This window comes from Pseudochrobactrum mosebachae, assembly GCF_048914685.1.
Taxonomy (GTDB): domain Bacteria; phylum Pseudomonadota; class Alphaproteobacteria; order Rhizobiales; family Rhizobiaceae; genus Pseudochrobactrum.
In genome coordinates this window covers 2,977,294-2,998,943 of record NZ_CP128408.1, presented here as the reverse complement: position 1 = coordinate 2,998,943, position 21,650 = coordinate 2,977,294, and the positions used below count along the sequence as shown (strand labels likewise).

The 21,650-nt window shown below is 50.1% G+C and carries 19 protein-coding genes; 7 read left to right on the top strand and 12 right to left on the bottom strand.

The genetic code is table 11. The features are described from left to right. Positions 1 to 78: 78 nt before the first annotated feature. The 10 genes from serS to MP213Fo_RS13550 all read right to left on the bottom strand — a co-directional run bounded on the left by serS (position 79) and on the right by MP213Fo_RS13550 (position 13,252). Positions 79 to 1,359, bottom strand: a complete 1,281-nt coding sequence (serS, locus tag MP213Fo_RS13595) for a serine--tRNA ligase (protein WP_421089501.1) — start codon at positions 1,357 to 1,359, stop codon at positions 79 to 81. A gap of 199 nt (positions 1,360 to 1,558) precedes the next feature. After that, complete coding sequence (gene tatC / locus MP213Fo_RS13590) at positions 1,559 to 2,395, bottom strand: twin-arginine translocase subunit TatC (protein ID WP_421089500.1); 837 nt, start codon at positions 2,393 to 2,395, stop codon at positions 1,559 to 1,561. Beyond that, positions 2,385 to 3,050, bottom strand: a complete 666-nt coding sequence (tatB, locus tag MP213Fo_RS13585; RefSeq protein WP_421089499.1) for a Sec-independent protein translocase protein TatB — start codon at positions 3,048 to 3,050, stop codon at positions 2,385 to 2,387. The genes tatC and tatB overlap by 11 nt, the downstream gene beginning before the upstream one ends. 127 nt (positions 3,051 to 3,177) lie before the next feature. Beyond that, entirely contained in the window at positions 3,178 to 3,402 is a 225-nt protein-coding gene (locus MP213Fo_RS13580) for a twin-arginine translocase TatA/TatE family subunit (RefSeq protein ID WP_421089498.1), read from the bottom strand. A 275-nt stretch (positions 3,403 to 3,677) separates the two neighbouring features. Continuing rightward, positions 3,678 to 4,433, bottom strand: coding sequence for an SMC-Scp complex subunit ScpB (gene scpB, locus MP213Fo_RS13575; protein ID WP_421089497.1), 756 nt, complete (start codon positions 4,431 to 4,433; stop codon positions 3,678 to 3,680). Between the two features lie 2 nt (positions 4,434 to 4,435). Further along, complete coding sequence (locus tag MP213Fo_RS13570) at positions 4,436 to 5,284, bottom strand: segregation and condensation protein A (RefSeq protein ID WP_421091153.1); 849 nt, start codon at positions 5,282 to 5,284, stop codon at positions 4,436 to 4,438. Between the two features lie 111 nt (positions 5,285 to 5,395). Then, entirely contained in the window at positions 5,396 to 6,421 is a 1,026-nt protein-coding gene (gene nagZ, locus MP213Fo_RS13565) for a beta-N-acetylhexosaminidase (RefSeq protein WP_421089496.1), read from the bottom strand. A 221-nt stretch (positions 6,422 to 6,642) separates the two neighbouring features. Next, positions 6,643 to 9,960, bottom strand: a complete 3,318-nt coding sequence (locus tag MP213Fo_RS13560) for an SPOR domain-containing protein (RefSeq protein WP_421089495.1) — start codon at positions 9,958 to 9,960, stop codon at positions 6,643 to 6,645. 191 nt (positions 9,961 to 10,151) lie between these two features. Beyond that, positions 10,152 to 11,909, bottom strand: a complete 1,758-nt coding sequence (argS, locus tag MP213Fo_RS13555; protein ID WP_421089494.1) for an arginine--tRNA ligase — start codon at positions 11,907 to 11,909, stop codon at positions 10,152 to 10,154. Between the two features lie 131 nt (positions 11,910 to 12,040). Then, positions 12,041 to 13,252, bottom strand: a complete 1,212-nt coding sequence (locus tag MP213Fo_RS13550) for a deoxyguanosinetriphosphate triphosphohydrolase (protein ID WP_421089493.1) — start codon at positions 13,250 to 13,252, stop codon at positions 12,041 to 12,043. A gap of 265 nt (positions 13,253 to 13,517) precedes the next feature. Between MP213Fo_RS13550 and erpA the strand changes: the two genes are divergently transcribed. Together erpA and xth are read left to right on the top strand one after the other, a co-directional pair. Then, complete coding sequence (gene erpA, locus MP213Fo_RS13545) at positions 13,518 to 13,844, top strand: iron-sulfur cluster insertion protein ErpA (protein ID WP_421089492.1); 327 nt, start codon at positions 13,518 to 13,520, stop codon at positions 13,842 to 13,844. A gap of 186 nt (positions 13,845 to 14,030) precedes the next feature. Then, entirely contained in the window at positions 14,031 to 14,810 is a 780-nt protein-coding gene (gene xth / locus MP213Fo_RS13540) for an exodeoxyribonuclease III (RefSeq protein WP_421089491.1), read from the top strand. Positions 14,811 to 14,886: 76 nt separating this feature from the next. On the opposite strand, the gene MP213Fo_RS13535 is transcribed toward xth, so the two are convergent. Beyond that, positions 14,887 to 15,603 carry a tetratricopeptide repeat protein gene (locus MP213Fo_RS13535; protein WP_421091152.1) on the bottom strand — a complete coding sequence of 239 codons (717 nt, stop codon included), beginning with the start codon at positions 15,601 to 15,603 and terminating at the stop codon, positions 14,887 to 14,889. Between the two features lie 795 nt (positions 15,604 to 16,398). Between MP213Fo_RS13535 and MP213Fo_RS13530 the strand changes: the two genes are divergently transcribed. From MP213Fo_RS13530 to MP213Fo_RS13520, 3 genes are all read left to right on the top strand, one after another. Beyond that, positions 16,399 to 16,968 (top strand): thermonuclease family protein, encoded by a 570-nt coding sequence (locus MP213Fo_RS13530; protein WP_421089490.1) that lies wholly within the window; start codon positions 16,399 to 16,401, stop codon positions 16,966 to 16,968. After that, positions 16,925 to 17,599 (top strand): uracil-DNA glycosylase family protein, encoded by a 675-nt coding sequence (locus MP213Fo_RS13525; protein WP_421089489.1) that lies wholly within the window; start codon positions 16,925 to 16,927, stop codon positions 17,597 to 17,599. Before MP213Fo_RS13530 ends, MP213Fo_RS13525 begins: the two co-directional genes overlap by 44 nt. A 112-nt stretch (positions 17,600 to 17,711) precedes the next feature. Beyond that, the gene (locus tag MP213Fo_RS13520) at positions 17,712 to 18,191 is read left to right on the top strand and encodes an Lrp/AsnC family transcriptional regulator (RefSeq protein WP_421089488.1); all 480 of its coding nucleotides are present in this window, start codon (positions 17,712 to 17,714) and stop codon (positions 18,189 to 18,191) included. Positions 18,192 to 18,544: 353 nt separating this feature from the next. Here the strand turns inward: MP213Fo_RS13520 and cobT are convergent, their stop codons facing one another. Next, positions 18,545 to 19,582, bottom strand: coding sequence for a nicotinate-nucleotide--dimethylbenzimidazole phosphoribosyltransferase (gene cobT, locus MP213Fo_RS13515; protein ID WP_421089487.1), 1,038 nt, complete (start codon positions 19,580 to 19,582; stop codon positions 18,545 to 18,547). 225 nt (positions 19,583 to 19,807) lie between these two features. On the opposite strand from cobT, the gene MP213Fo_RS13510 reads away from it, so the two are divergent. Next, positions 19,808 to 20,512 (top strand): retropepsin-like aspartic protease family protein, encoded by a 705-nt coding sequence (locus MP213Fo_RS13510; protein ID WP_421089486.1) that lies wholly within the window; start codon positions 19,808 to 19,810, stop codon positions 20,510 to 20,512. A 90-nt stretch (positions 20,513 to 20,602) separates the two neighbouring features. Next, entirely contained in the window at positions 20,603 to 21,643 is a 1,041-nt protein-coding gene (gene dusA / locus MP213Fo_RS13505) for a tRNA dihydrouridine(20/20a) synthase DusA (protein WP_421089485.1), read from the top strand. The last annotated feature ends 7 nt before the right edge of the window (positions 21,644 to 21,650 follow it).

The window sequence follows — 21,650 nt, the reverse complement described above, 5'->3', positions numbered from 1 at the left end:
AATGCAGGTATAATATTTACAAATAAAAATGCCGGAGACTTTTCAGCCTCCGGCATTGCTATTTCGTATCACCCAAAATCAGGCTTTTTCAATCCGTGTCATGCCACCCATATAAGGCACCAGTGCTTCCGGAATAGTGATGCTGCCATCTTCTTCCTGATAGTTTTCCATCACTGCAATCAGTGCACGGCCAACAGCAACACCCGAACCGTTTAATGTGTGTACAAAGCGGGTCGCTTTTTCACCAACCGGACGGTAGCGCGAATTCATGCGGCGCCCCTGAAAATCGCCGCAAACCGAGCAGCTTGAGATTTCGCGGAACATGTCCTGCCCCGGCAACCACACTTCAATATCATAGGTTTTCTGAGCGCCGAAGCCCATATCACCAGTGCAAAGTGTAACGGTGCGGAATGGCAGACCAAGGCGCTTCAGCACTTCTTCCGCACAGCCGGTCATACGCTCCAGCTCCGCTTCCGAGCTTTCAGCATCAGTCACCGATACCATTTCCACTTTCCAGAACTGATGCTGGCGCAGCATACCGCGTGTATCGCGCCCTGCGGATCCTGCTTCCGAGCGGAAACAAGGTGTGAGTGCAGTCACGCGCATTGGCAGCTCTGCCGCATCAAGAATTTCACCATTGACCAGATTGGTCAGCGGCACTTCAGCGGTCGGGATCAGCCAGCGGCCATCGGTGGTACGGAACAGATCTTCCGAAAATTTTGGTAACTGGCCTGTGCCGTAGACCGCATCATCACGCACCATTAGCGGCACCATGGTTTCCGCATAGCCATGCTCAGTGGTGTGCAGATCCAGCATAAACTGGCCAAGCGCACGTTCCAGACGCGCCAAAGCGCCCTTCAGGATCGTAAAGCGCGAACCAGCCATGCGGGTCGCACGTTCAAAATCCATCAGACCAAGGGCTTCACCCAGCTCGAAATGCTCTTTTGGCGCAAAGCTGTAATTACGGATATTGCCGACACGTCGTGTCTCAACATTATCATTCTCGTCTTTACCAACCGGCACAGTGTCATAAGGCACATTCGGCAGGCTCGACAAAACGTCTGTCAGCTCTTTATCAAGGCGACGCTCTTCTTCTTCAGCAAGGCTGAGAAAGCCCTTGAGCTCAGCAATTTCAGCCTTCAGACGCTCGGCTGTGGCCATATCTTTTTCAGACATCGCCTTGCCGATTTCTTTCGAACCGGCATTGCGGCGCTCCTGCGCTTCCTGAACCTTGGTAATATGCTGGCGGCGTGCTTCGTCCAAGGCCAGAATTGAGGAGGATACAGCAGAGGCTCCGCGCTTATTAAGCGCAGCATCAAGAGCTTCAGGGTTTTCGCGTATCCATTTAATGTCCAGCATTGGAAGTACCGTTTTCTTTAGGTTTGAATTTTGCCATAGCCTGCCCGCAGGGCAATCCGGTTATAGCAGTTTAAAAGCATTTTGCAGCATAACCGGTCAGGCTCGGATCGAAACAGACCAAGGCAGATGACTGAACTGAAAATGCATTAAAAGGCAGCATAAATGCTGCCTTTGTAATTCGTTTAAATTTTTACGCAACTTAAGATGGTGTTTTCTCACCATCGTCTGCTGCAGCCTCATCATTCTGTTTGGCCGCTTTATCGCGGTTTTTCTCGATCATGCGCGCCAGCCAGATAGAAATTTCGTAAAGCAGGATTGTCGGCACAGCAAGCCCGATCTGGCTCGCCGGATCCGGCGGGGTCAGAACGGCCGCGACCACAAAGGCAATGACAATGGCATATTTGCGTTTTTCACGCAGCCCCGTTGAGGTAACAAGCCCGACTTTCGCCATCAGTGATGTTATCACCGGCAGCTGGAATACCAGACCAAACGCGAAGATCAGCGTCATCACCAAACTAAGATATTCTGATACTTTAGGCAGCAGAGAAATCTGCACTTCGCCATCAACACCGGATTGCTGCATGGCAAGGAAGAACCACATGACCATTGGTGTAAAGAAGAAATAAACCAGTGCTCCGCCAAGCAGGAACAGCAGCGGCGAAGCAATCAGAAACGGCATAAATGCCATACGCTCATGCTTATAAAGGCCAGGTGCCACAAATTTGTAAAGCTGCGAGGCGATCATCGGAAATGAAAGCACGAGGCCGCCAAACATTGCCACTTTAACCTGCGTGAAGAAAAACTCCTGCGGGGCGGTATAAATCAAAGCAGCTTTACTTCGATCCATCCCTGCCCAGTCCAGCGCCCATTGATAAGGCAGCACCAACAGATTGAAAAGCTGTTTCGCAAACGCAAAACACAGCACAAATGCCAGAAAAAACGCGACAAGCGACCAGATTAAACGGCTGCGCAACTCGATCAGATGCTCAAGCAATGGTGCAGCGCTCTGGTCTATTTCATCCTGCTCACTGCTCACTGCTCAGTTCCTGTCTTTTTGTCGTTTTGGTAGCTGGTTTTGCGCTGGCTGTTTCAGCGGTTTTTGGCGCGGCTTTTTTAACCGCAGGCTTTTTTACAGCATCCGGTTTTTCAGCATTAACTTTAGGCTTCGCTACTTTAGAAGCAGCAGGTGCTTTTGCTGTTTTTTTCACCGGCGCTGGCGCGGAATCTTTACCCGACGCTGGCGCGGTTTTACTGTCAGGCGCTGGAGCGGCAGGTTTACCCGGCGCTATCGCGGCAGGTTTAACAGCTTCAGCAGGCTTACCCTCTTCCTCTTTCATTTCTGAAAGATCAAGCGGCGTATCCATAGCAACGGGTGTTTCATCAGGTTTAGGCGTGGCGTTGGAAAGACTGTTTCGCAAATCATCACCGGCGCTACGCACCGGCTCAAAAAGATCCGTAACTGTTTTTCGCGGATTGTATTTCTTTACATCATCAATGGTTTTTTTGACATCATCCAGCTCTGCCTCGCGCAAAGCCTCGTCAAAATGCGTACGGAACTCGCTCGCAGTGCTACGCAGCTTTGCGGTCGCTTTGCCAAAAGCGCGCAACATTTTCGGAAGATCTTTCGGGCCGACAATAACGATCATAACAACCGCAATTACCAGAAGCTCCGACCAGCCTATATCAAACATCGGCGTCCCATTTCATCGCATTCCCCGCCTGCCGCAACCTTGCGGCAAAACCACCGCGACCTTGCGGCAAACGGCAAAACCACCATGTGCCGCAATGCTGCGGCACATCATCATCCCAAAGCGATGATTACAGCTTTGTTGTTTTTTTGGCAGGCTTTACCTGTTCACCGGTCGCATTATCGATGGTCTTTGAGGTATCGGCTTCCGTTTCATCAGGCTCGCTCATGCCTGATTTGAAATTCTTGATGCCTTTGGCAACATCGCCCATCAGCTCAGGAATTTTACCGCGACCGAACAGCAGCAGCACAACCGCGAGTACGATAAGCCAATGCCAGATCGAAAAACTACCCATCTTATATCCCCTAAATGCTCATCCAACCGGCAAGGCCGGAGCCAGATTATCCAATACCAGTTTCTATTTAAGCGCTATCACAGCATTGTTCAAACAGAACCGGTGAAATTTGTCTTTGTTCTACAGCATAGTTACGAAAATAAAAAACGAATTTCCGTCAAATCAGCACCACAAAACTTTAACACCACAAATGCGGCAGCCGCTGCTTAGCTATACACAACTACAAAATTATGACGAGAATAGCTTTAAAACGGGATAAGCTGCGTGTTCACGCGCTATCTCTCATCATCATTCTCCACTTTAGGCATAAACAGGCCAAGCTCCTCAATATCACCGGCAGTCAGCGGATCTTCATCCGGCAGCAACTCATCCGGCCGCACTGATGGAATCGGTACCGAGAAATTTGATGGCAGGCGTGCAGATAACAGCCCTGCCCCGCGCAACTCATCCATACCGGGCAAATCACGAATTTCAGGCAAGCCGAAATGATCGAGAAAACTATCTGTCGTGCCATAGGTAACGGGGCGTCCGGGCGTACGGCGCCTGCCACGCAACTTTACCCAGCCGGTCTCCATCAGCACATCCAAAGTTCCTTTGGAAGTTTCAACACCACGAATATCTTCCATCTCTGCCCGCGTGACCGGCTGGTGATAGGCAATAATCGCCAGCACTTCGAGGGCAGCACGTGAGAGCTTTTTCTGTTTGACCTGATCGCGGCTCATCAAAAAGCTGAGATCAGAAGCAGTGCGAAAAGCCCAGCCATCACCAGCCTTGATCAGATTAACACCACGCAAGCGATATTCCGCTTGCAGAAGCTTGAGAACCGGCAACAAATCAACATTTAGCGGCAAACGTTCAAGCAGCATTTTTTCAGTAACCGGTTCGGCAGAAGCAAAAATTATCGCTTCAACCATGCGCACAACATCGCCCAGCGCCTCACGCCCCGTCACCTGAGTTGCAGACTCTTCATCGCTTGGCTTTAAGGTTTCACCCGGCATAGAGACTTCACTTGGCGTTAAAACTTCACTCATCGTCACGCGTCACCCTTGGTCTTTTTTTCAGTCTCGGCCTGCGCTTTTTCACGGTCAGCAGCACGCATAAAGATCGGCTCGAAAGCCCCCTGCTGCCGCAATTCCATACGCCCTTCACGTACCAGTTCCAAACTGGCTGCAAAAGAGCTTGCCAGCGCACTGGCGCGGTCCTCGGGGCGGGCAATATAATCCAGCAAAAACGAATCCAGTGCCATCCAGTCTTTAAGCTCGCCCACCATGCGCACCAACAAGACCCGCGCCTCTTTGAGCGACCATACCGTGCGTCTGGCAATCTGCACATGTGACACCGCCTGCCGCTGGCGCTGCGAGGCATAGGCGGTCAAAAGATCATAGAGCGAGCCGGTATAGAGGCTGGTCTTTTCAACCAGCACGGTTTCAGGCATGCCGCGCGCAAAGACATCGCGTCCCAACCGGTCACGATTGACCAATGTACCGGCCGCATCGCGCATTGCTTCAAGCCGTTTAAGCCGGAACTGCAGGATAGCCGCCAGATCTTCACCGGTTTCACCATCTTCATCTCGCACCTTTGGAATCAGCAATCGCGATTTCAGATAAGCCAGCCATGCAGCCATCACCAGATAATCCGCAGCCAGCTCCAGCTTGCGGTCACGCGCAACTTCAATAAAAATCAAATATTGCTCGGCCAAAGCCAGAACTGAAATCTGTGTCAGATCAACTTTTTGATTGCGTGCCAGATGCAGCAATAAATCCATTGGCCCTTCAAAACCCTGCACATCCACATGCAGGGTCAGATCGGCACCATCTTGTGCACCATCTTGCGGGGGGATGATCAGCGCCGTATCAGACTGCCACAGATCATCCATCGGCATACCGGCCTTTGGCGCCTGCATAGAGGCAGTCTTATCATTTGGACTGGTCATCATTCACCTGCCGGATTGTCTACTTTCAGGCAATCACTGCCTCTGCCGGATTGTCTGCTTTCAGGCAATCGCTGCCTCAGAAGGAAACAAAAGCTCAAACTCTGCGCGAATTTCAGCTTCATCACTCAAATCTGCTGTTCCTGCATAAACCTCTGCCAGTTCGGCACGGCGCAGGCTCTCATCATTAAGCACAGGTATAGCATCAGCAACCGCAATGGTTTCTTCCAGCACACCGCTGCAATGCAGCACCACGTCACATCCGGCTTCAATAATATCACGGGCAATATCGGCAAGTTCACCCGACAATGCTTTCATCGAAATATCATCGCTCATCAGCAAGCCTTCATAGCCAAGCATATCACGGATCACGCAATTGATAACCACCGGCGACAGGGTTGCCGGTCTTTCTGGATCAAGCGCCTTGTAAACAATATGCGCGGTCATTGCGGCTGGTAAATCATCCAGCTGGCAGAAAGGTACAAAATCACGCTCGCATAATTCGCTCAGCGGCGCATCCACGCTTGGCAATTCTTTATGACTGTCGGCGAAAGCACGACCATGCCCGGGCATATGTTTCATAACCGGCAATACACCACCCGCCATCAAACCTTCAGCAGTGGCATTACCCAGCACAGAAACCACCAGAGGATCATGCGCAAAAGCGCGGGTACCTATCACATCATGCGCACCTTCAACCGGCACATCAAGAACCGGCAGGCAATTAGCATTAATGCCAACACTGGTAAGATCAAATGCATGCAGACGACCAAGCAACCATGCAGCACGAATGCCCTGCTCTTCATCCTGCGCATAAAGCGCACCGATTTGTGAGGCTGAAGGATAGTTCGGCACCAAAGGTGGGCGCAAACGCTGCACACGGCCACCTTCCTGATCAACAAAGATCAGTGTTTCTTTACGGCCCGTCACATCACGGATTTGCGCTGTGAGCGCGCGCAACTGCTCCAGACTTTCAACATTACGTGCAAACAGGATAAAACCCCAAGGGCGTATCCGGCGGAACAATTCCTGCTCCTGCTCTGTCAGCATTGTTCCGGCAAAACCCGTAATCATGGCTTTAAATGTCATTGCGGCAATGCTCCTCGCCTTTTAATTTCAATGGTCCGTTAGAAATAAAGCGCTTTCATTTTCTCTTGAAACAGAAAATCGCGCTATCCCTTTTTTAAACGCAGTTTCGGACGAAAAACCGGTTCCCACTTTTTCTGAAACTGCTTTAGAGTATCAGAATAAAAAATGCGCCATGCATTTTTAAAATACACAGCGCACTCTATTTTTAACATCTCAAATAATCACAGGGTCGGGAAACAATTACCGCCTGCGGCTTTCAGACGTTCACACAACGCGCCAGCTTCAGCTTTGCTACCGGCCGGAATACGGACACGGTAATAAGTTCCCTTACCGGCAATGTCAGCCTTTTTGATATCCACACCGCGGCCACCAAGGAGAGTGCCATAACGTGAGGTCAGATTGGCATAGTTCTTCTGTGCCAGCTCCGCACTTGGCTGCGAAGCAACCTGAATGAACCAGGTTCCGGCAGGCACATTAGCAGATGGCGCAGCAGCAGAGGCTGCAGGCGCTGACGCAACCTGTTGTGCAGCTTGAGGCTGCTCAACCGGACGGGTCGGTGCAACCGGCGCGACTTCACGCGGTTTGGCCTGCTCGCCGGAAGCGGTAAAGGTCTGTGTCTGTACCACACGCGGTGCTGCTGCACTTTGTGCTGATGCAACAGGCTTATCTGTACCCAAACGCTCCGGAACAGCACTCTGACTGATCAGGCGTGAGGCCTCGTCAAGACCGCTATCAGTAACCGGTGCAGCAGCTTGCGGCGCTGTTGCTGCCGGTGCCGTACTTTCAACAATAGTACCATCAGCACGCACAACCATAGTTTTAACTGTGCGCGGGGTAATCAGCTCGTTTTGTCCGCCAGAGCCTGACTGCGAATTGCCGTCTGCATTATTGGCTTCTTCAGCAAAGACGCGGTCTTCTTCCGCATCCTGCCCCTGCAACAAACCAACATCAACCGGCACTTCTTCCGTATTGATCAAGGTTTTTTGCTCAGGTGCAGCAGGCTTGGTGCCAGACACCTGATCATAAACCGCTTTGTCCTGATTAGGCACAACCGCGCCGCCCGGATTTTCAGGCTGCATTTTAACCGGCTGCTTATCCGCACGAATAACCACCGGCTCGCCGCCAACCACACCACCACTTTTCAGCAGGTAATAACCACCGCCAAGCACAATCACCGCAGCTGCGGCAACAGAGGCCCACAATGCCGGTTTACGCAAAGGATGCTCTTCACGCGGACTGTAATCGGCAAAATCCTGCTCATCACGGGCAAATGTTTCACCGATATTATAGGTGTCAAAATCATTATTCTGTGCACCCTGCGCCGCCCAATGATTGTAATAATCATCCTGCGTTGCCTTCGTGGCATCAGCCTGTGGCGCTGCTCCGCGTGCAGCAGATGCTCCGGCAACGGCAGCACCGGCTATAGCTGCGCCAGCTCCAAAGCCGCTCTTGGTAGCAGCGGCCTGTTCGGCATCGGCTTTAACGGAGGCATGATAATCGGCAAAATTATCCTGCAGAATATTTTCAAATGCTTTGTCAGCCTCGCTTGTGCTGTCAGGTAAGGTGGCTTCGCTCACGCTGATGGTACTGAAAATTTCAGCAAACTCGGATTCAAGACTATTCAGCCCTGTTTGCTTGGCATCATCACCAAAGCTTACATCCGGCAAATCAAAAGCCTGCGTCTGTTCCACCTTGTTTTCAGCAACAATAACAGCTTCAACCTCAGGAGCAGGTACGCTTGGTTTAGGGCTAAAAGTGGTTGCCGGCTGATAGTCCGGCACTTCTGGCATAGCAGCACGCTCAGCAAATTCGTCCACGCCAGCCGCTGGCACATCATCAGTCAATGAAAAGTCGAAATCATCATTACTGAAAAAATCGTCAGTAGCGACAACAGGCTCTTCCTCATAAGTGTAGCTCTCAGAAACAGGCTGATACTCAGCAGGAGCATAAGCATCTGCACTTGGCTCGACCGGTGCTGAAGGCGATGTAGCCGCACCGAAAACATAGGATGAAAATCCGCGAACCGCATTATGGGATACTGTTTGTGAAACATTCGCAGAAGCTGACGGGGAAAATGTCAGATCATCCGACGCGCCACCATGAATCAGGCCATCGTCACTATTGCCACTATGGCTGCTGTCATTGTCGGCAATGTAAAAATCATCACCGAAATCAAAGTCTTCTGTTTCCGGCGCCACATGTGACTGGGCAGCCACGGGGCTGTCATAAGTAAGCGGCTCTGAATAAGCACCAAAATCATTATTCTCTTCCGCAGGCTTTGCCACCTGTGATGAAGCGCCGAACAGGTCGGCAAATGAGTTGACTACTGCTGCTGGTTCCGGCTGAATTTCAGCCTCAGCCGCCTCTTCCTGATAGGAATATGACGATGTGCGGTTAGGCAAATGTGTCAGATCAGGTGCAGCAAAAAACTCGTCATCAATCTGCGCACCGCTATAGACCGGCGCATCATGCGGCTGGTCATAGGTGGTGGCAACCGGTGCCAGTTCCGGCGCATCAAACATCGGCGCAAAGTCGGTCGATGCAGGCTCCGGTGCCTGATAGGCAGGCGAAGGCACTTCATCATGCAGCAAAAATGCCAGCTCATCCTCAAGGCTCAATGCTGCCGCAGCCGGCTGCTGCGCAGGCTGGGTTTCATAATGCTGCTGCGCAGGCTGGGTTTCATAATGCTGCGGTGCATCTTCAGCATGGTATTGCTGTAGTGCAGGAAGGCTTAGCTCATCAAAAGTGTGTGCAGAAAAATCGGATTGTGGCTCACGGCCAACCTCTTCAAATGCCAGATCATTGAGATCAAGCTCGGGCAATTCCAAGTCCGGTAATTCCAAATCCGGCAAATCAAAAGTCTGTTCAGAATAACCCTGAACAGCCTGTGTATTAACATCATAGCCACTGTAACGTGGCTCATAATGCTGTGCAGCCGGCGTTTCAGGCTCATCGCTGTAATTCGCATTGTCTGTATCTGTCAGAGCAGAAAATGCATGTGTATTGTCTTGCTGCTGTGACTCTGCAAATGCTGCATCCTGCGGCAAATCAGAATAGGCCTCATAATAAGCATCACCGGAATCGTCCCTAGCAGCAACCACCTCAACCTGATTTTCAGCATAAGCGCGCTGCTGCGGGGCATAACCCGTAAAGCGCGGCTCTGCAGCCTGCTGCATATACGGATTTTCGCCTTGTTGCTGCTGTGCCTGCACAGGCGCATAGCTGTCATTCTGCACATTCTGGTAATTTTCACCAGCAAGGGCAGGAGAAAACTGGCCTGAACTTTCAAGGTTCAATTCCGGCTCTGCAGCAAACTCCGTCGCAAGTTCAGCATCAAAATCTGCCATCAACTCCCGCTCAAGACTGATCTCGGAAAAATTTTCCGTTTCAGCCTGCGGATTTTGCGCATTTGTCTGGCCTGCAGGTTCCTCAAAACCAAAAATGCGCGACAATTCGAACAGCGGATCATTATCCCGCGCCGATTCGTCGCGAACATCATTTTGATTCTGATTGCGGCCCGTCACGCTACTGTCAGTCATGGCGTTATCCTAATTTCAACCGGAGCGCCCGCCGACGTCTCCCTAATTCATTGCAACTTTAGCAAGGCAATGTGCGCAAAACTTGACAGCAATTTCCTGCGTAAAGGCACGAATTGCGCAGTTTACGCGCTATCCGTGCCATTATTTCATCTGCCAGAGAGCAGCGGTGATAAAACCGCCCTCTTCACCTGTCAGCGCATTTCCGTCGGTGCATCCGCGCCGATAATCGACAATCCGGACGCAAGGACATCAGAAACAACCTGCACAAGCCCTAACCTTGCTAGTGACAAGTTTGTATCGTTAACCTTAATAAAACGTAAGTCCGGGTTATCTGAGCCACGATTCCACTGCGAATGTAGCGCACTGGCAAGGTCATAAAGGTAAAATGCCAGGCGATGCGGCTCCTGATGGGTGGCTGCTGTTTCGATCAAACGCGGATATTCCGCCAGCTTGCGCACCAGTGCCACTTCGCTCTCATCAGTAAGCAATGACAAATGCTTAGCCATTTCTTCACGCTCGAATTTTTCCATTCCGAGCTGTTCTTTAGCCTGACGGAATACTGAACTTGCGCGGGCGCAGGCATATTGCACATAGAAAACCGGATTATCCTTGGACTGTTCGGTAACTTTGGCAAAGTCAAAGTCCAGCGAAGCATCATTCTTGCGGTAAAGCATCATGAAGCGCACCGCATCGGAACCAACCTCATCCACCACATCACGCAGCGTAATGAACTGTCCTGAACGCTTGGACATCCGTACCGGCTCGCCGTCACGGAACAATTTGACCATCTGGCAAATCAGCACTGTGAGCTTGGCCTTATCTTCCGCAACCGCCTTTGCCACCGCTTCAAGACGTTTGATATACCCGCCATGATCCGCGCCAAGGATGTAAATCATCTCCTGAAAGCCGCGATCAAACTTGTTTTTGAAATAAGCCACATCCGCTGCAAAATACGTAAAGCTGCCGTCAGATTTCACCAGCGCACGATCCATATCATCGCCCACTTCAGTAGAGCGCAGCAAAGTCTGCTCGCGGTCTTCCCAATCATCCGGCAACTGGCCTTTTGGTGGCGGCAGCTTGCCTTTGTAAACATGCCCCTTCAGCGTCAGATCATTGATCGCTGTGCGGATCAGCTTGGCATGGTCGGCATGCAGGCTGCGCTCGGAGAAAAACAGATCGTGATGCACATTGAGCGAGGCCAGATCCTCACGGATCATCACCATCATCGCATCAATGGCACGATCTTTGATCATTGGCAGCACTTCGTCTTCCGGCTTATCCAAAAGTGAAGCGCCAAATTCCTTTGCCAGCGCCTGACCGAGCGGAACCAGATAGTCGCCGGGATAAAGACCCGCCGGAATCTCGCCAATTTCCTCACCCAGCGCTTCGCGGTAACGCAGCATCACCGATTTGGCCACCACATCAATCTGCGCACCGGCATCATTAATATAATATTCTTTGGTAACGTCATAACCGGCAAAGCTGAGCAGATTTGCCAGCACATCACCCACAACCGCACCACGGCAATGGCCGACATGCATCGGGCCTGTCGGGTTGGCTGAAACATATTCAACATTGACCTTACGCTCAGCGCCCATTTTTGATCGGCCATAATCGGTGCCGGAAGCCAACATTGTGCCGAGCTGGTTATGCCAATATTCATCACGCAAACGCAGATTGATAAAACCGGGACCCGCAACATCAACCGATTCCACATCTGCATTGCCCTTCAGGGCTTCAGCAATTTTGGCAGCCAGTTCACGCGGATTAACACCGGCAGCCTTGGAAAGCACCATAGCAGCATTGGTAGAAATATCGCCATGCGTTGCATCACGCGGTGGCTCTACGCCGACGCGCGACATATCAAGCGCACCACCATCTTTATCTTTTAGATCAAGGTCTTGTAGTGTCTTTTTAATTTTAACATCGAAATCAGTAAAGATATTCATGATCTGTCCTGTCGGAACACAAAAAGCAGGCTTATGCCGCCGTTCATATTCAATCAATTGAGCATTGTGCAATCATGGAAACGCTTTATTTCTCAAATCACACAGCAATAAAAAGCTGTTTGGCAGTTCGTTTAAGCCAAGTCGGGCGTATGGTCAAACAATCGTCGGTGTTCACGCACGGCATAATTATCTGTCATACCGGCAAGAAAATCTGCAATCTGCCGAGCAAAAGCCGAGGTCTCATTGCCGGTGATCCCTGCCCGCCAATCCGCAGGCATCGCATCGGGCGCATGCATATAGGCATCAAACAAATCATTAACCACCAGCTCGGCATTCTTGCGCACCGGCACAACCTGCGCATTGAAATACAGATTTTTGTAGAGAAACTTTTTCAGGGTCTTCTCAGCAACCGCCATATCAGGCGAGAAGCCGACCATCATCTCACTAGCCGAGCGCACATCTGCAATTGTCTGCGGATTGTGCTTTTTAAGTTGCTGCTGCGCATGGGTAATCACATCTTCAACCATTCGGGTAATCTGCCTGCGCATCAGCTCATGGCCGCGGCGCACCGGATCAAGCTTCGGATACAGCCGGTGCACTTCCTGCAGAATATCTCGCGTTAAAGGCACTTCTTCCAGCTGCTCCAGCGTGAGCAGACCTGAGCGCAAGCCATCGTCAATATCATGGGCATTATAAGCAATGTCGTCAGCAATCGCAGCACATTGCGCTTCAAGGCTGGCAAAGCCCGATAATTCGAGATCAAACAGCTCATTATATTTTAGAATTGAGCCCGGAACCGGCTTACCGTCTGAATACGGGCCTGTGAGCGGGCCATTATGCTTCACAAGGCCTTCCAGCGTTTCCCAAGACAGGTTCAGTCCGTCAAATTCCGCATAGCGTTTTTCAAGCAGTGTAACGATGCGTAACGACTGCGCATTATGATCAAAACCACCATAACCCGCCATTTTCATATTCAGCGCATCTTCACCGGTATGACCGAACGGCGTATGGCCAAAATCATGCACCAGAGCCACCGCTTCAGCCAGATCTTCATCCAACCGCAAGGCACGCGCCAATGCGCGCGCAATTTGCGCCACTTCAATCGTGTGGGTCAGCCTTGTGCGGTAATGGTCGCCCTCATGAGCAATAAACACCTGAGTCTTATGTTTTAACCGGCGAAAAGCCGTGGAATGGATAATGCGGTCGCGGTCGCGCTGATAAGGCGTGCGTGTTCGGCTCTCATCTTCATGCACCAGTCTTCCGCGCGTTTGCGCCGGATCGCAGGCATAAGGCGCACGTTCACGGTAACCGAAACCAATACTATCCATCACTCTTCCTGTCATGATCAAGTTCATACGGTAATATTCAAGCTGCAATACCACATTAAGATGGCAAAATAACAGGCTTGATACGCGTTTGCTTGTAAACTTTATCCACCATTACCGCTGTACTGCCTGCTTTATCGGGCATTCCCTCTGCACTGCCCCTTGATGAAAAGGGAAAACACCTATGTGGTGATTGCACCGGCAAACTGTCTGACCTATATTAAGTGCATATCAATATAATCCTGCGCGGAATTTGAACCCGCCGGATATGAAGGTGATGATTATGACGGACATTTCCGTATCCGACTCCGCTGCAAAGCGGATTGTAAAAATCCTGCAAAAGCAGAATGATAAATCGGCTCTGCGCATTTCTGTTGAAGGCGGCGGATGCTCTGGTTTTTCTTACAAGTTTGATCTCGTCAATGAAACCAATGACGACGATCTGATAATTGAAAAAGACGGCGCCAAAGTGCTGATCGACAGCATTTCTGTGCCTTATATTGACGGTTCGATTATTGATTTTATTGATGACCTGATGGGGCAATCTTTCCAGATCAATAATCCGAATGTCACATCATCCTGTGGTTGCGGCGTTAGCTTCGCATTGTAATCACATATAAACTTTAAAGCAGTTTCAGGAAAAACGAGAACCGGTTTTCTCGTCCGAAACGGCGCTGAAATAAACAGATAGAGCAGTTTTTCTGCTTTAACGAACAGTAAAAACGCTCTTTAATCTTCTGCCGCATTGATCCGATCTGCGGCAGAATTTGTTTCTGACAAGAATGGGAATACGTCTTTGAAAATTGCCACATGGAATATCAACGGTGTCAAAGCACGTATCGAAAATTTGCTGCACTGGCTGCAAGAATGCCAGCCTGATGTCGCCTGTTTGCAAGAAATCAAATCCGTTGATGATCTGTTTCCGCGTCTTGAGATTGAAGCTCTTGGCTATCATGTGGAAACTCATGGTCAGAAAGGCTTCAACGGCGTCGCTATCCTCTCCAAAGTTTCACCGGTTGAAGTCAATCGTGGCCTGCCCGGCGATGACAGTGATGAACAGGCGCGCTTTATCGAGGCTGTCTTCACCACATCAAAAGGTGTTGTGCGCGTGGTTTCGCTCTATCTGCCCAATGGCAATCCGGTTGATACCGAAAAATACCCCTATAAGCTGGGCTGGATGCAGCGTCTGGAAAACTGGGCGCAACAACAACTTGTACTTGAAGAGCCGCTGGTTCTTGCCGGTGACTACAATATTATTCAGCAACCGATTGATGCAAAACATCCGGAAAATTGGCGCAATGATGCGCTTTTTCTGCCGCAGAGTCGGCAGGCATTCCGCCGCCTTGAAAATTTAGGTTTTTATGACGCCATCCGAAATGTCAGTGACGAGCAGATGTTTACATTTTGGGATTATCAGGCTGGTGCTTGGCAGAAAGATAACGGTATTCGCATCGACCATCTGATGCTGTCGCCTGAAGCTGCAAACCTGTTGAAAAGTGCTGAAATTGAAAAACACACTCGCGGCTGGGATAAGCCTTCAGACCATGTGCCGGTCGTGATACATCTCGACTGCTGAGCAGGAGATTTTTTTAGATATGCGTTAAGCCATGTAAAAAACTGATAAAGCGGATTTTCAGTTTAGAAAAACCGCTTTAGTGTTTAGTGGCAATAGCCACAGCATTGCGGCGTTCTGCTTCACCGGCAACTGAAAATGCCTGTTCCTGCATTGTGCGGATCCATTCACAATCCTGCTCCGAGCAACGATCGAACGCTACTGTCAGCATGGCAAGTCCACGAACAGTTTTGCCTGCCTGAAACAGCATATTACCGAGCATAGCCTGCGCATTAGCATTGCCTTTTTTGGCAGCCAGCTGGAACCAGCGCGCAGCCTGCACTTTATTTTTTTCAACACCGTCGCCCTTGAGCAACATAGCGCCCAATTCATATTGCGCTATCGGATCACCAAAATTAGACGCCGCCTGCACATAGTAGTCGCGCGCCATATCAGGATTGGCATTAACCGGCGTATCCGGAATACCGCGCTTCATATAGCGTGCAAGCTGCACCAGAGCTCCGGCAACGTAAGATTCATTCGGCGAGCCCGGCTCGGCGCCTTCATGAACAATTTTTTCAAATATTTTATAAGCTTCGTAATCGTCTTCCGGAACACCATCGCCTTGCGCATACATGCTGGCCAGTTTCCAGTTCGCACCCTGATGCCCCTGATCAGATGCATAGCGCAGAGCTTTCAGCGCTTCATCTTTATGACCATTTTTAAAAGCTGTGAGGCCGAATTTAAAGACCTCAAAAGGGTTGCTCTTATTTTCTGTAGCTTCCTGAATATCAAAAGCCATTGCGCTGCTGCACATCACATACAGAGCAACACCAAGACCACAAACAGGAAAAGCGATTTTCTTAAACGACCCGATCACGATTGTACTCTTTCAATATCGTTTGCCAAAAACTTATTGGTAAAGGACAAGTTAACAACACGTTTAGATTTAGCCGTTTTTTCAGGCAAGATTACGACCCCTGACAAGGCATAGGCAAACCGAGTTTTTTTGCAGCATTTTTCAGTTCCAGCCACCATGTAAGATGATGCTCTAACTACCGGAGATACTTCAGAAAAACTAAAACTCTGCACTGACTGACCTCAATAAGGACAAGGGCTGTATAAGGTTATGTTGAGACTGTATTTGTTGTCCGCATACTATCGCTGCTCCCCATTTATGGCGGGAAATAGGCCAAGTCTGCCTTGATGAACTCTAACGTGTCTGAATGATAAATACTGTTACCAAAACAACACAATTTTATCTTGGAATGATAATTTAAGCCGGTCATTGAGCTTTAACATGATGTTTTACCAGCTTCATAGTTTTCAGATTGTTGCCGAATATAGTTAAGCAAGAGATTAAAAACTTTATAAGAGACATAATCCGCTCTTGATAAACTCTTGCGTGAGAATCGATTCTCACGTCTTTTCCTGTTCTCACAGCCACGTTTTACGCAATAATCTGCTATTAATCATTTCCATGCTGGCTATAGTTGCTGTTATGAGAGCACCATCATCAGGGCGTAAGCCCTCACCCCGCAGGCACCCGCGGCCACGCCGTAGATACGCGGCACGCAGACAGTCTTATTCACTATTGCGCAGGTCAGGTATTATGGCAGCGCTGATACTTCTGGGCATTTATGCGCTCATGCAATATTTTGTGCCGCATTGGATGGATAATGACACATATAACAGCACAGCCTATAATCGTGAGCCTGTGCCTGCCAAGCTAAGCGGTCGCGCCAATGCCTTGCGGATTAATGACGGGGACACCATTACTCTTCAGGGGCAGCGCATCCGGCTGAAGGGTATGGATACGCCTGAAACAGAGCAAAGCTGCACCTTACAAGGCAAAGTCTACGCGTGCGGGCGCTCGGCCACAGCGGTATTACGTAAGCTGATCGGCAATCAGACAGTAACCTGCACCTCAGACGGCAGAGACCGCTACAATCGGATTCTTGCCTTCTGTAAAGCCGGCGATACCGATCTGAACCGCACTCTTGTAGAGCAAGGCTGGGCAGTCTCCTATGGTCTCTATCAGCGCGAGGAAGCACAAGCCCGTAAAGACAAGCGCGGTTTATGGGCAGGCAAGTTTGAAAGGCCGGCAAAATGGCGCCAACAACACAGGCTAAACAATAATGAGCGACCCCCTGATACTGGCGCAACTGCAACAACAAATTAACGTCTGTACCCTTTGCCGTGATCATCCGCTGTCGGGCAAGCCGCTCGATCATGAACCGTTACCAGTATGTATCTCGTCTGCCACTGCGCGCATTGCCATTTGCGGTCAGGCGCCCGGAATTCGGGTGCATAAGAGCGGCATCCCTTTTAATGACCCATCAGGTACCCGTTTAAGGCAATGGCTGGATGTCTCGTGTGAAAGTTTTTATGATCCTGATCAGTTTGCCATTATTCCGATGGGGTTTTGTTTTCCCGGCTATGACAAACATGGCGGAGATCTGCCGCCGCGGCGTGAATGCAGGTTAACCTGGCATGATCGCCTCTTCAGTCTCATGCCGCAGCTGGAACTCATCATTGCTATCGGCAGCTATGCGCAAAATTATCACTTGCGGCGAAACCCGGTTTATAACGAGTATTTACAACAGCAGGCAAAACCACTCAGCATGACAGCAACAGTGCAAAACTGGCGGCGCTACAGTGAAAGCAACCAGAATTTGGGGGCTGCGGTTTTGCCGCTGCCGCATCCCTCCTGGCGTAACAGCGGCTGGCTCAAGCGCAATCCGTGGTTTGAAACTGAGCTTTTACCTGCTCTCCGGCAGAAAATTCACAACCTGCTACCGAAGGGCAAATAATTTCCCTTAAAATCCAATTTGGAAGAATTATATTCTTGGTATTTATGACCAAGCTCATTCATAAGGTATGCTGTTTCAAAATTTAACGATTAAGCGCTTAATGTGAGGCACAATGGACAGACTTGACAGAAAAATCCTCCGCTTGTTGCAGGAAGATGCAACTTTGGCAGTCGCAGATATTGCCAAGAAAGTCGGCCTGTCCACCACACCATGCTGGCGCCGTATTCAGAAACTTGAGGAAGAAGGTATTATCAAGCGCCGCGTTGCTGTGCTTGATCCGGTACGCATCAACGCACGGGTTACCGTATTTGTTTCGGTGCGAACCAGCTCGCATAGCCATGAGTGGCTGAAACGCTTTGCTGAGGTCGTGCAGGAATTTCCGGAAGTGGTTGAATTTTACCGCATGAGCGGCGATGTGGATTATCTGCTTCGCGTTGTGGTGCCGGATATTGCCGCTTATGATGCATTTTACAAGCGCCTCATCAGCAAAATTGAAATTCGCAATGTTTCCTCGGCCTTTGCCATGGAACAAATTAAATATACCACAGAGCTGCCGCTGGATTACATGATACTTGATAAAGACGGCAATTAAACCGCTTTCCTATAGAGTGGCACTATCCTTGTTTTCTAAGGATAGTGCCACTCCTGATACTGGCAGCACAACACCATGTGCAATATAACTTATTTAAATATAGCGTCTTCGGGCAGCGCAAAAGCATACTCCCAAACCAGCCAATAGTATTATTTGTATAAAATTGCCGCCAGTCTTTAAAACTACCGTTTTGACAATGGCTGAATTGTAAAATTTTTATGGCAGTGCACAATCGCAACTTCTTGCCATATTTGAAAAATTATTCTGCGGTTTAATTTTTTTATAATAAAAAATCCGGCTGCAATAACAGCCGGATTAATGTCATTATTTTAATAGGTTTTTTAAGCTGCAGATTACGAAACAATACGTCCGTTCATTCCTGCATCTTCAGCTGTTGCCATGCCGATATGGCATTGTGCTGCCGTTTTAACGATGCCAGCGGCAAGGGCAGCGCCCACGCCTGATCCAAGACTAATATTCAGATCGAGCAATGGCTGCTTACCAAGCTTTTCCAGGAGCAGATGATGGCCTTTTTCAACGCTCACATGCGAGAACATGCAATGATCAAGCGCCTCACTATTCATTGCCAACAAAATTGCAGCAGCAGCGCTGGCTACATAACCATCAATCAGCACCGGAATTTTCTCAGCGCGCGCTGCCAGAATTGCACCACTGATCGCCGCCAGTTCACGCCCGCCAAGGCGGCGTAATACTTCAAGAGGATCACGCAGCTGGCCATCATTCAGGGCAACTGCTTTTTTCACGGCAGCAATTTTTGCCGCCAGTACAGCGGCGTCATCAGTGCCGCCTTCTCCGGCGGCAAGGCTCACCCAGTCTTCAGCCTGCCCGCCAAACAAGGCAAGACAGATCGCAGCGGCAATGGTGGTGTTACCAACACCCATTTCACCGATGCACAAAAGATCAGTGCCACCGGCAATGGCCTCCATGCCAAAGGCCATCGTGGCTGCGCAAGAGCGCTCATCCATGGCCGCAGCCACAGTAATATCTTCTGTCGGGTGCTCCAGCGCCAGATCAAACACTTTCAGGCCAAGATCATTGGCAATGCAAATCTGGTTGATAGCAGCGCCACCGGCCGCAAAATTATTGACCATATCCATTGTCAGGGATTGCGGCTGCGGGCTCACACCCTGCGCCAGCACACCATGGTTACCGGCAAAGATAGCAACCAGCGGACGCATGATCTGCGGCTTGGCTTTACCGCTCCATGCGGCCAGCCATTCGGCGATCTCTTCCAAGCGGCCAAGCGAACCAACAGGTTTGCTCAATCCGTCTTCACGCTCACGAACGGATTCGCTGGCAAATTCGCTTGCTTCCGGAAGCTGGCTGATCAGTTCACGAAAATCATCAAATGGCAGTCCGCTATTACTCACGTTGTCAATCCGTCTGTCTGGAAACTATAATGCGGGAGCTATACGCCCTGTGCGCCATATTTCAAAGTCCGGAAACTAAATTTCCGAAAAATCATACTCCATCCCCAGCCATCAGGAACCAAAATATTGTGCCTGCGCATTAAAGCCTCCATATAGAAAGCCAAACCATGAAAGAACTGATGTAACTCCGGTAAACAAAACCCAAAGTCAGGAACCGAGATATTCATGAACCGTTTATTCTGGCTGGTGATTGCCGGCATTGCCATTCTGCTTATGATTTTGATTGCCAATGATAGCAGCGGCACGACGCTTGGCCTTGCCAATGACGATTTTGCCAGTGCAGCCTATATGAGTATTTTTGGCGTGGTGGTGGCAGCGGGTCTGCTCGGTTCCGGTATTGCGCTCAATGATATGATGCGCAATATCGCCATTTGGGCGGTGGTTATTCTTGGCCTTGTAACCGGTTATCAATACCGTTTTGAACTTGGTAATATTGCTAATCGTGTGACCGCAGGGCTGATCCCCGGCAATGCTGTAAGCGGTAGCACCGCCAATGGCGCGCATACAGTTAGTATCGGGCAATCTGCAAACGGTCATTTTGAGGTAAATGCGCTGGTTAATGATAAAACCATTCATTTTATGATTGATACCGGCGCCTCAACTATTGTTCTGACCCAGCGTGATGCGGAAAAAGCCGGCATTGATATCAGCGCCCTCAGCTATACCAATCCGGTCAGCACGGCAAATGGCCGTACTATGGCAGCATCGGTGCGGCTGCAGGAAATCAAAATAGGTAATATTACCCGTCAGAATTTGCGCGCATTGGTAGCACAAGGCGGCCAGCTTGACGGCAGCCTGCTCGGCATGAACTTCATGAACAGCCTGAGTGCTTATACGGTACAGCGCGACCAGTTGATCATGACAGACTGAACTTTTGCGGAAACGGACAGACCGCCCACAACTGGACAGAACTGGCATTTATGATTATGTCGGCCTGAGAAAACTGAAAAGAAGATCATTGTGACCCAGACTGCAAAACTCTATGCCGGAAAAACCTTCTCCATCGCGCCTATGCTCGATTGGACGGACAGGCATTGTCGTTTTATGCACCGTCTGCTCACCCGTCACAGTTTGCTCTACACGGAAATGGTGGTGGCAGATGCAGCCATTCACGGCAAGCGCGAGCGCCTGCTCGGCTTTTCAGAGCAGGAACATCCGGTGGCTTTGCAAATCGGCGGATCTGATCCTGTCAAACTGGCCGAAGCTGCAAGAATTGGTGCCGGTTTCGGCTATGACGAGATTAATCTCAATGTCGGCTGCCCGTCAGACCGCGTACAGTCAGGAGCTTTCGGTGCTTGCCTGATGCTGACCCCGCAACTGGTGGCTGACTGTGTAACGGCAATGAAACAGGTCGTATCCATACCTGTTACTGTTAAATGCCGTATTGGTGTAGATGATCAGGATCAGGAACAGGCGCTTTCAGACCTCTCCCGTCTTGTGCTTGGCGCCGGCGCGGATGCTTTATGGGTACATGCCCGAAAAGCATGGTTGCAAGGCCTCTCACCAAAAGAGAACCGCGATATCCCGCCTTTGGATTATGACCGCGTCTACCGGTTGAAACAACATTATCCGGATGTGTTTATCGGCATCAATGGCGGCATTACCACACTTGATGAAACCATGAATCATTTGCAGCAGCTTGACGGCGTGATGATGGGCAGAGCGGCCTATCATACGCCAATGGTACTGCGCGATGTTGACCGTCTGGTCTATGGTGATGAAACCGCACCGCGGGCAATGGAAGACGTGCTGGATGTGATGTGCGATTATGCAGATCGCCACATTGCAGATGGCGGCCGTCTCACCCATGTTACCCGCCATATGGTCGGTCTGTTTCAGGGTCAGCCCGGCTCACGCCGCTGGCGGCAAATTCTCTCCACCGATGCCACGCATAATGATGCCGACAGCAAAACCATCCGCAAAGCCTATCAGGTCATGGGTGATACAGCGGCTGAGGTTGAAGAAAATCACGCAGCGCGCGCGGCACTGGCTGCTGAATAGTAAAAAT

Coding starts and splice junctions, on each gene's coding strand:
- MP213Fo_RS13560 (WP_421089495.1), bottom strand. CDS start 9,960: ATGACTGACAGTAGCGTGACGGGCCGCAATCAGAATCAAAATGATGTT.
- erpA (WP_421089492.1), top strand. CDS start 13,518: ATGACGGACATTTCCGTATCCGACTCCGCTGCAAAGCGGATTGTAAAA.
- MP213Fo_RS13570 (WP_421091153.1), bottom strand. CDS start 5,284: ATGCCGATGGATGATCTGTGGCAGTCTGATACGGCGCTGATCATCCCC.
- tatB (WP_421089499.1), bottom strand. CDS start 3,050: ATGTTTGATATAGGCTGGTCGGAGCTTCTGGTAATTGCGGTTGTTATG.
- nagZ (WP_421089496.1), bottom strand. CDS start 6,421: ATGACATTTAAAGCCATGATTACGGGTTTTGCCGGAACAATGCTGACA.
- MP213Fo_RS13520 (WP_421089488.1), top strand. CDS start 17,712: ATGGACAGACTTGACAGAAAAATCCTCCGCTTGTTGCAGGAAGATGCA.
- MP213Fo_RS13535 (WP_421091152.1), bottom strand. CDS start 15,603: ATGTGCAGCAGCGCAATGGCTTTTGATATTCAGGAAGCTACAGAAAAT.
- MP213Fo_RS13530 (WP_421089490.1), top strand. CDS start 16,399: ATGGCAGCGCTGATACTTCTGGGCATTTATGCGCTCATGCAATATTTT.
- argS (WP_421089494.1), bottom strand. CDS start 11,909: ATGAATATCTTTACTGATTTCGATGTTAAAATTAAAAAGACACTACAA.
- serS (WP_421089501.1), bottom strand. CDS start 1,359: ATGCTGGACATTAAATGGATACGCGAAAACCCTGAAGCTCTTGATGCT.
- scpB (WP_421089497.1), bottom strand. CDS start 4,433: ATGAGTGAAGTTTTAACGCCAAGTGAAGTCTCTATGCCGGGTGAAACC.
- MP213Fo_RS13580 (WP_421089498.1), bottom strand. CDS start 3,402: ATGGGTAGTTTTTCGATCTGGCATTGGCTTATCGTACTCGCGGTTGTG.
- MP213Fo_RS13525 (WP_421089489.1), top strand. CDS start 16,925: ATGAGCGACCCCCTGATACTGGCGCAACTGCAACAACAAATTAACGTC.
- MP213Fo_RS13510 (WP_421089486.1), top strand. CDS start 19,808: ATGAACCGTTTATTCTGGCTGGTGATTGCCGGCATTGCCATTCTGCTT.
- MP213Fo_RS13550 (WP_421089493.1), bottom strand. CDS start 13,252: ATGACAGGAAGAGTGATGGATAGTATTGGTTTCGGTTACCGTGAACGT.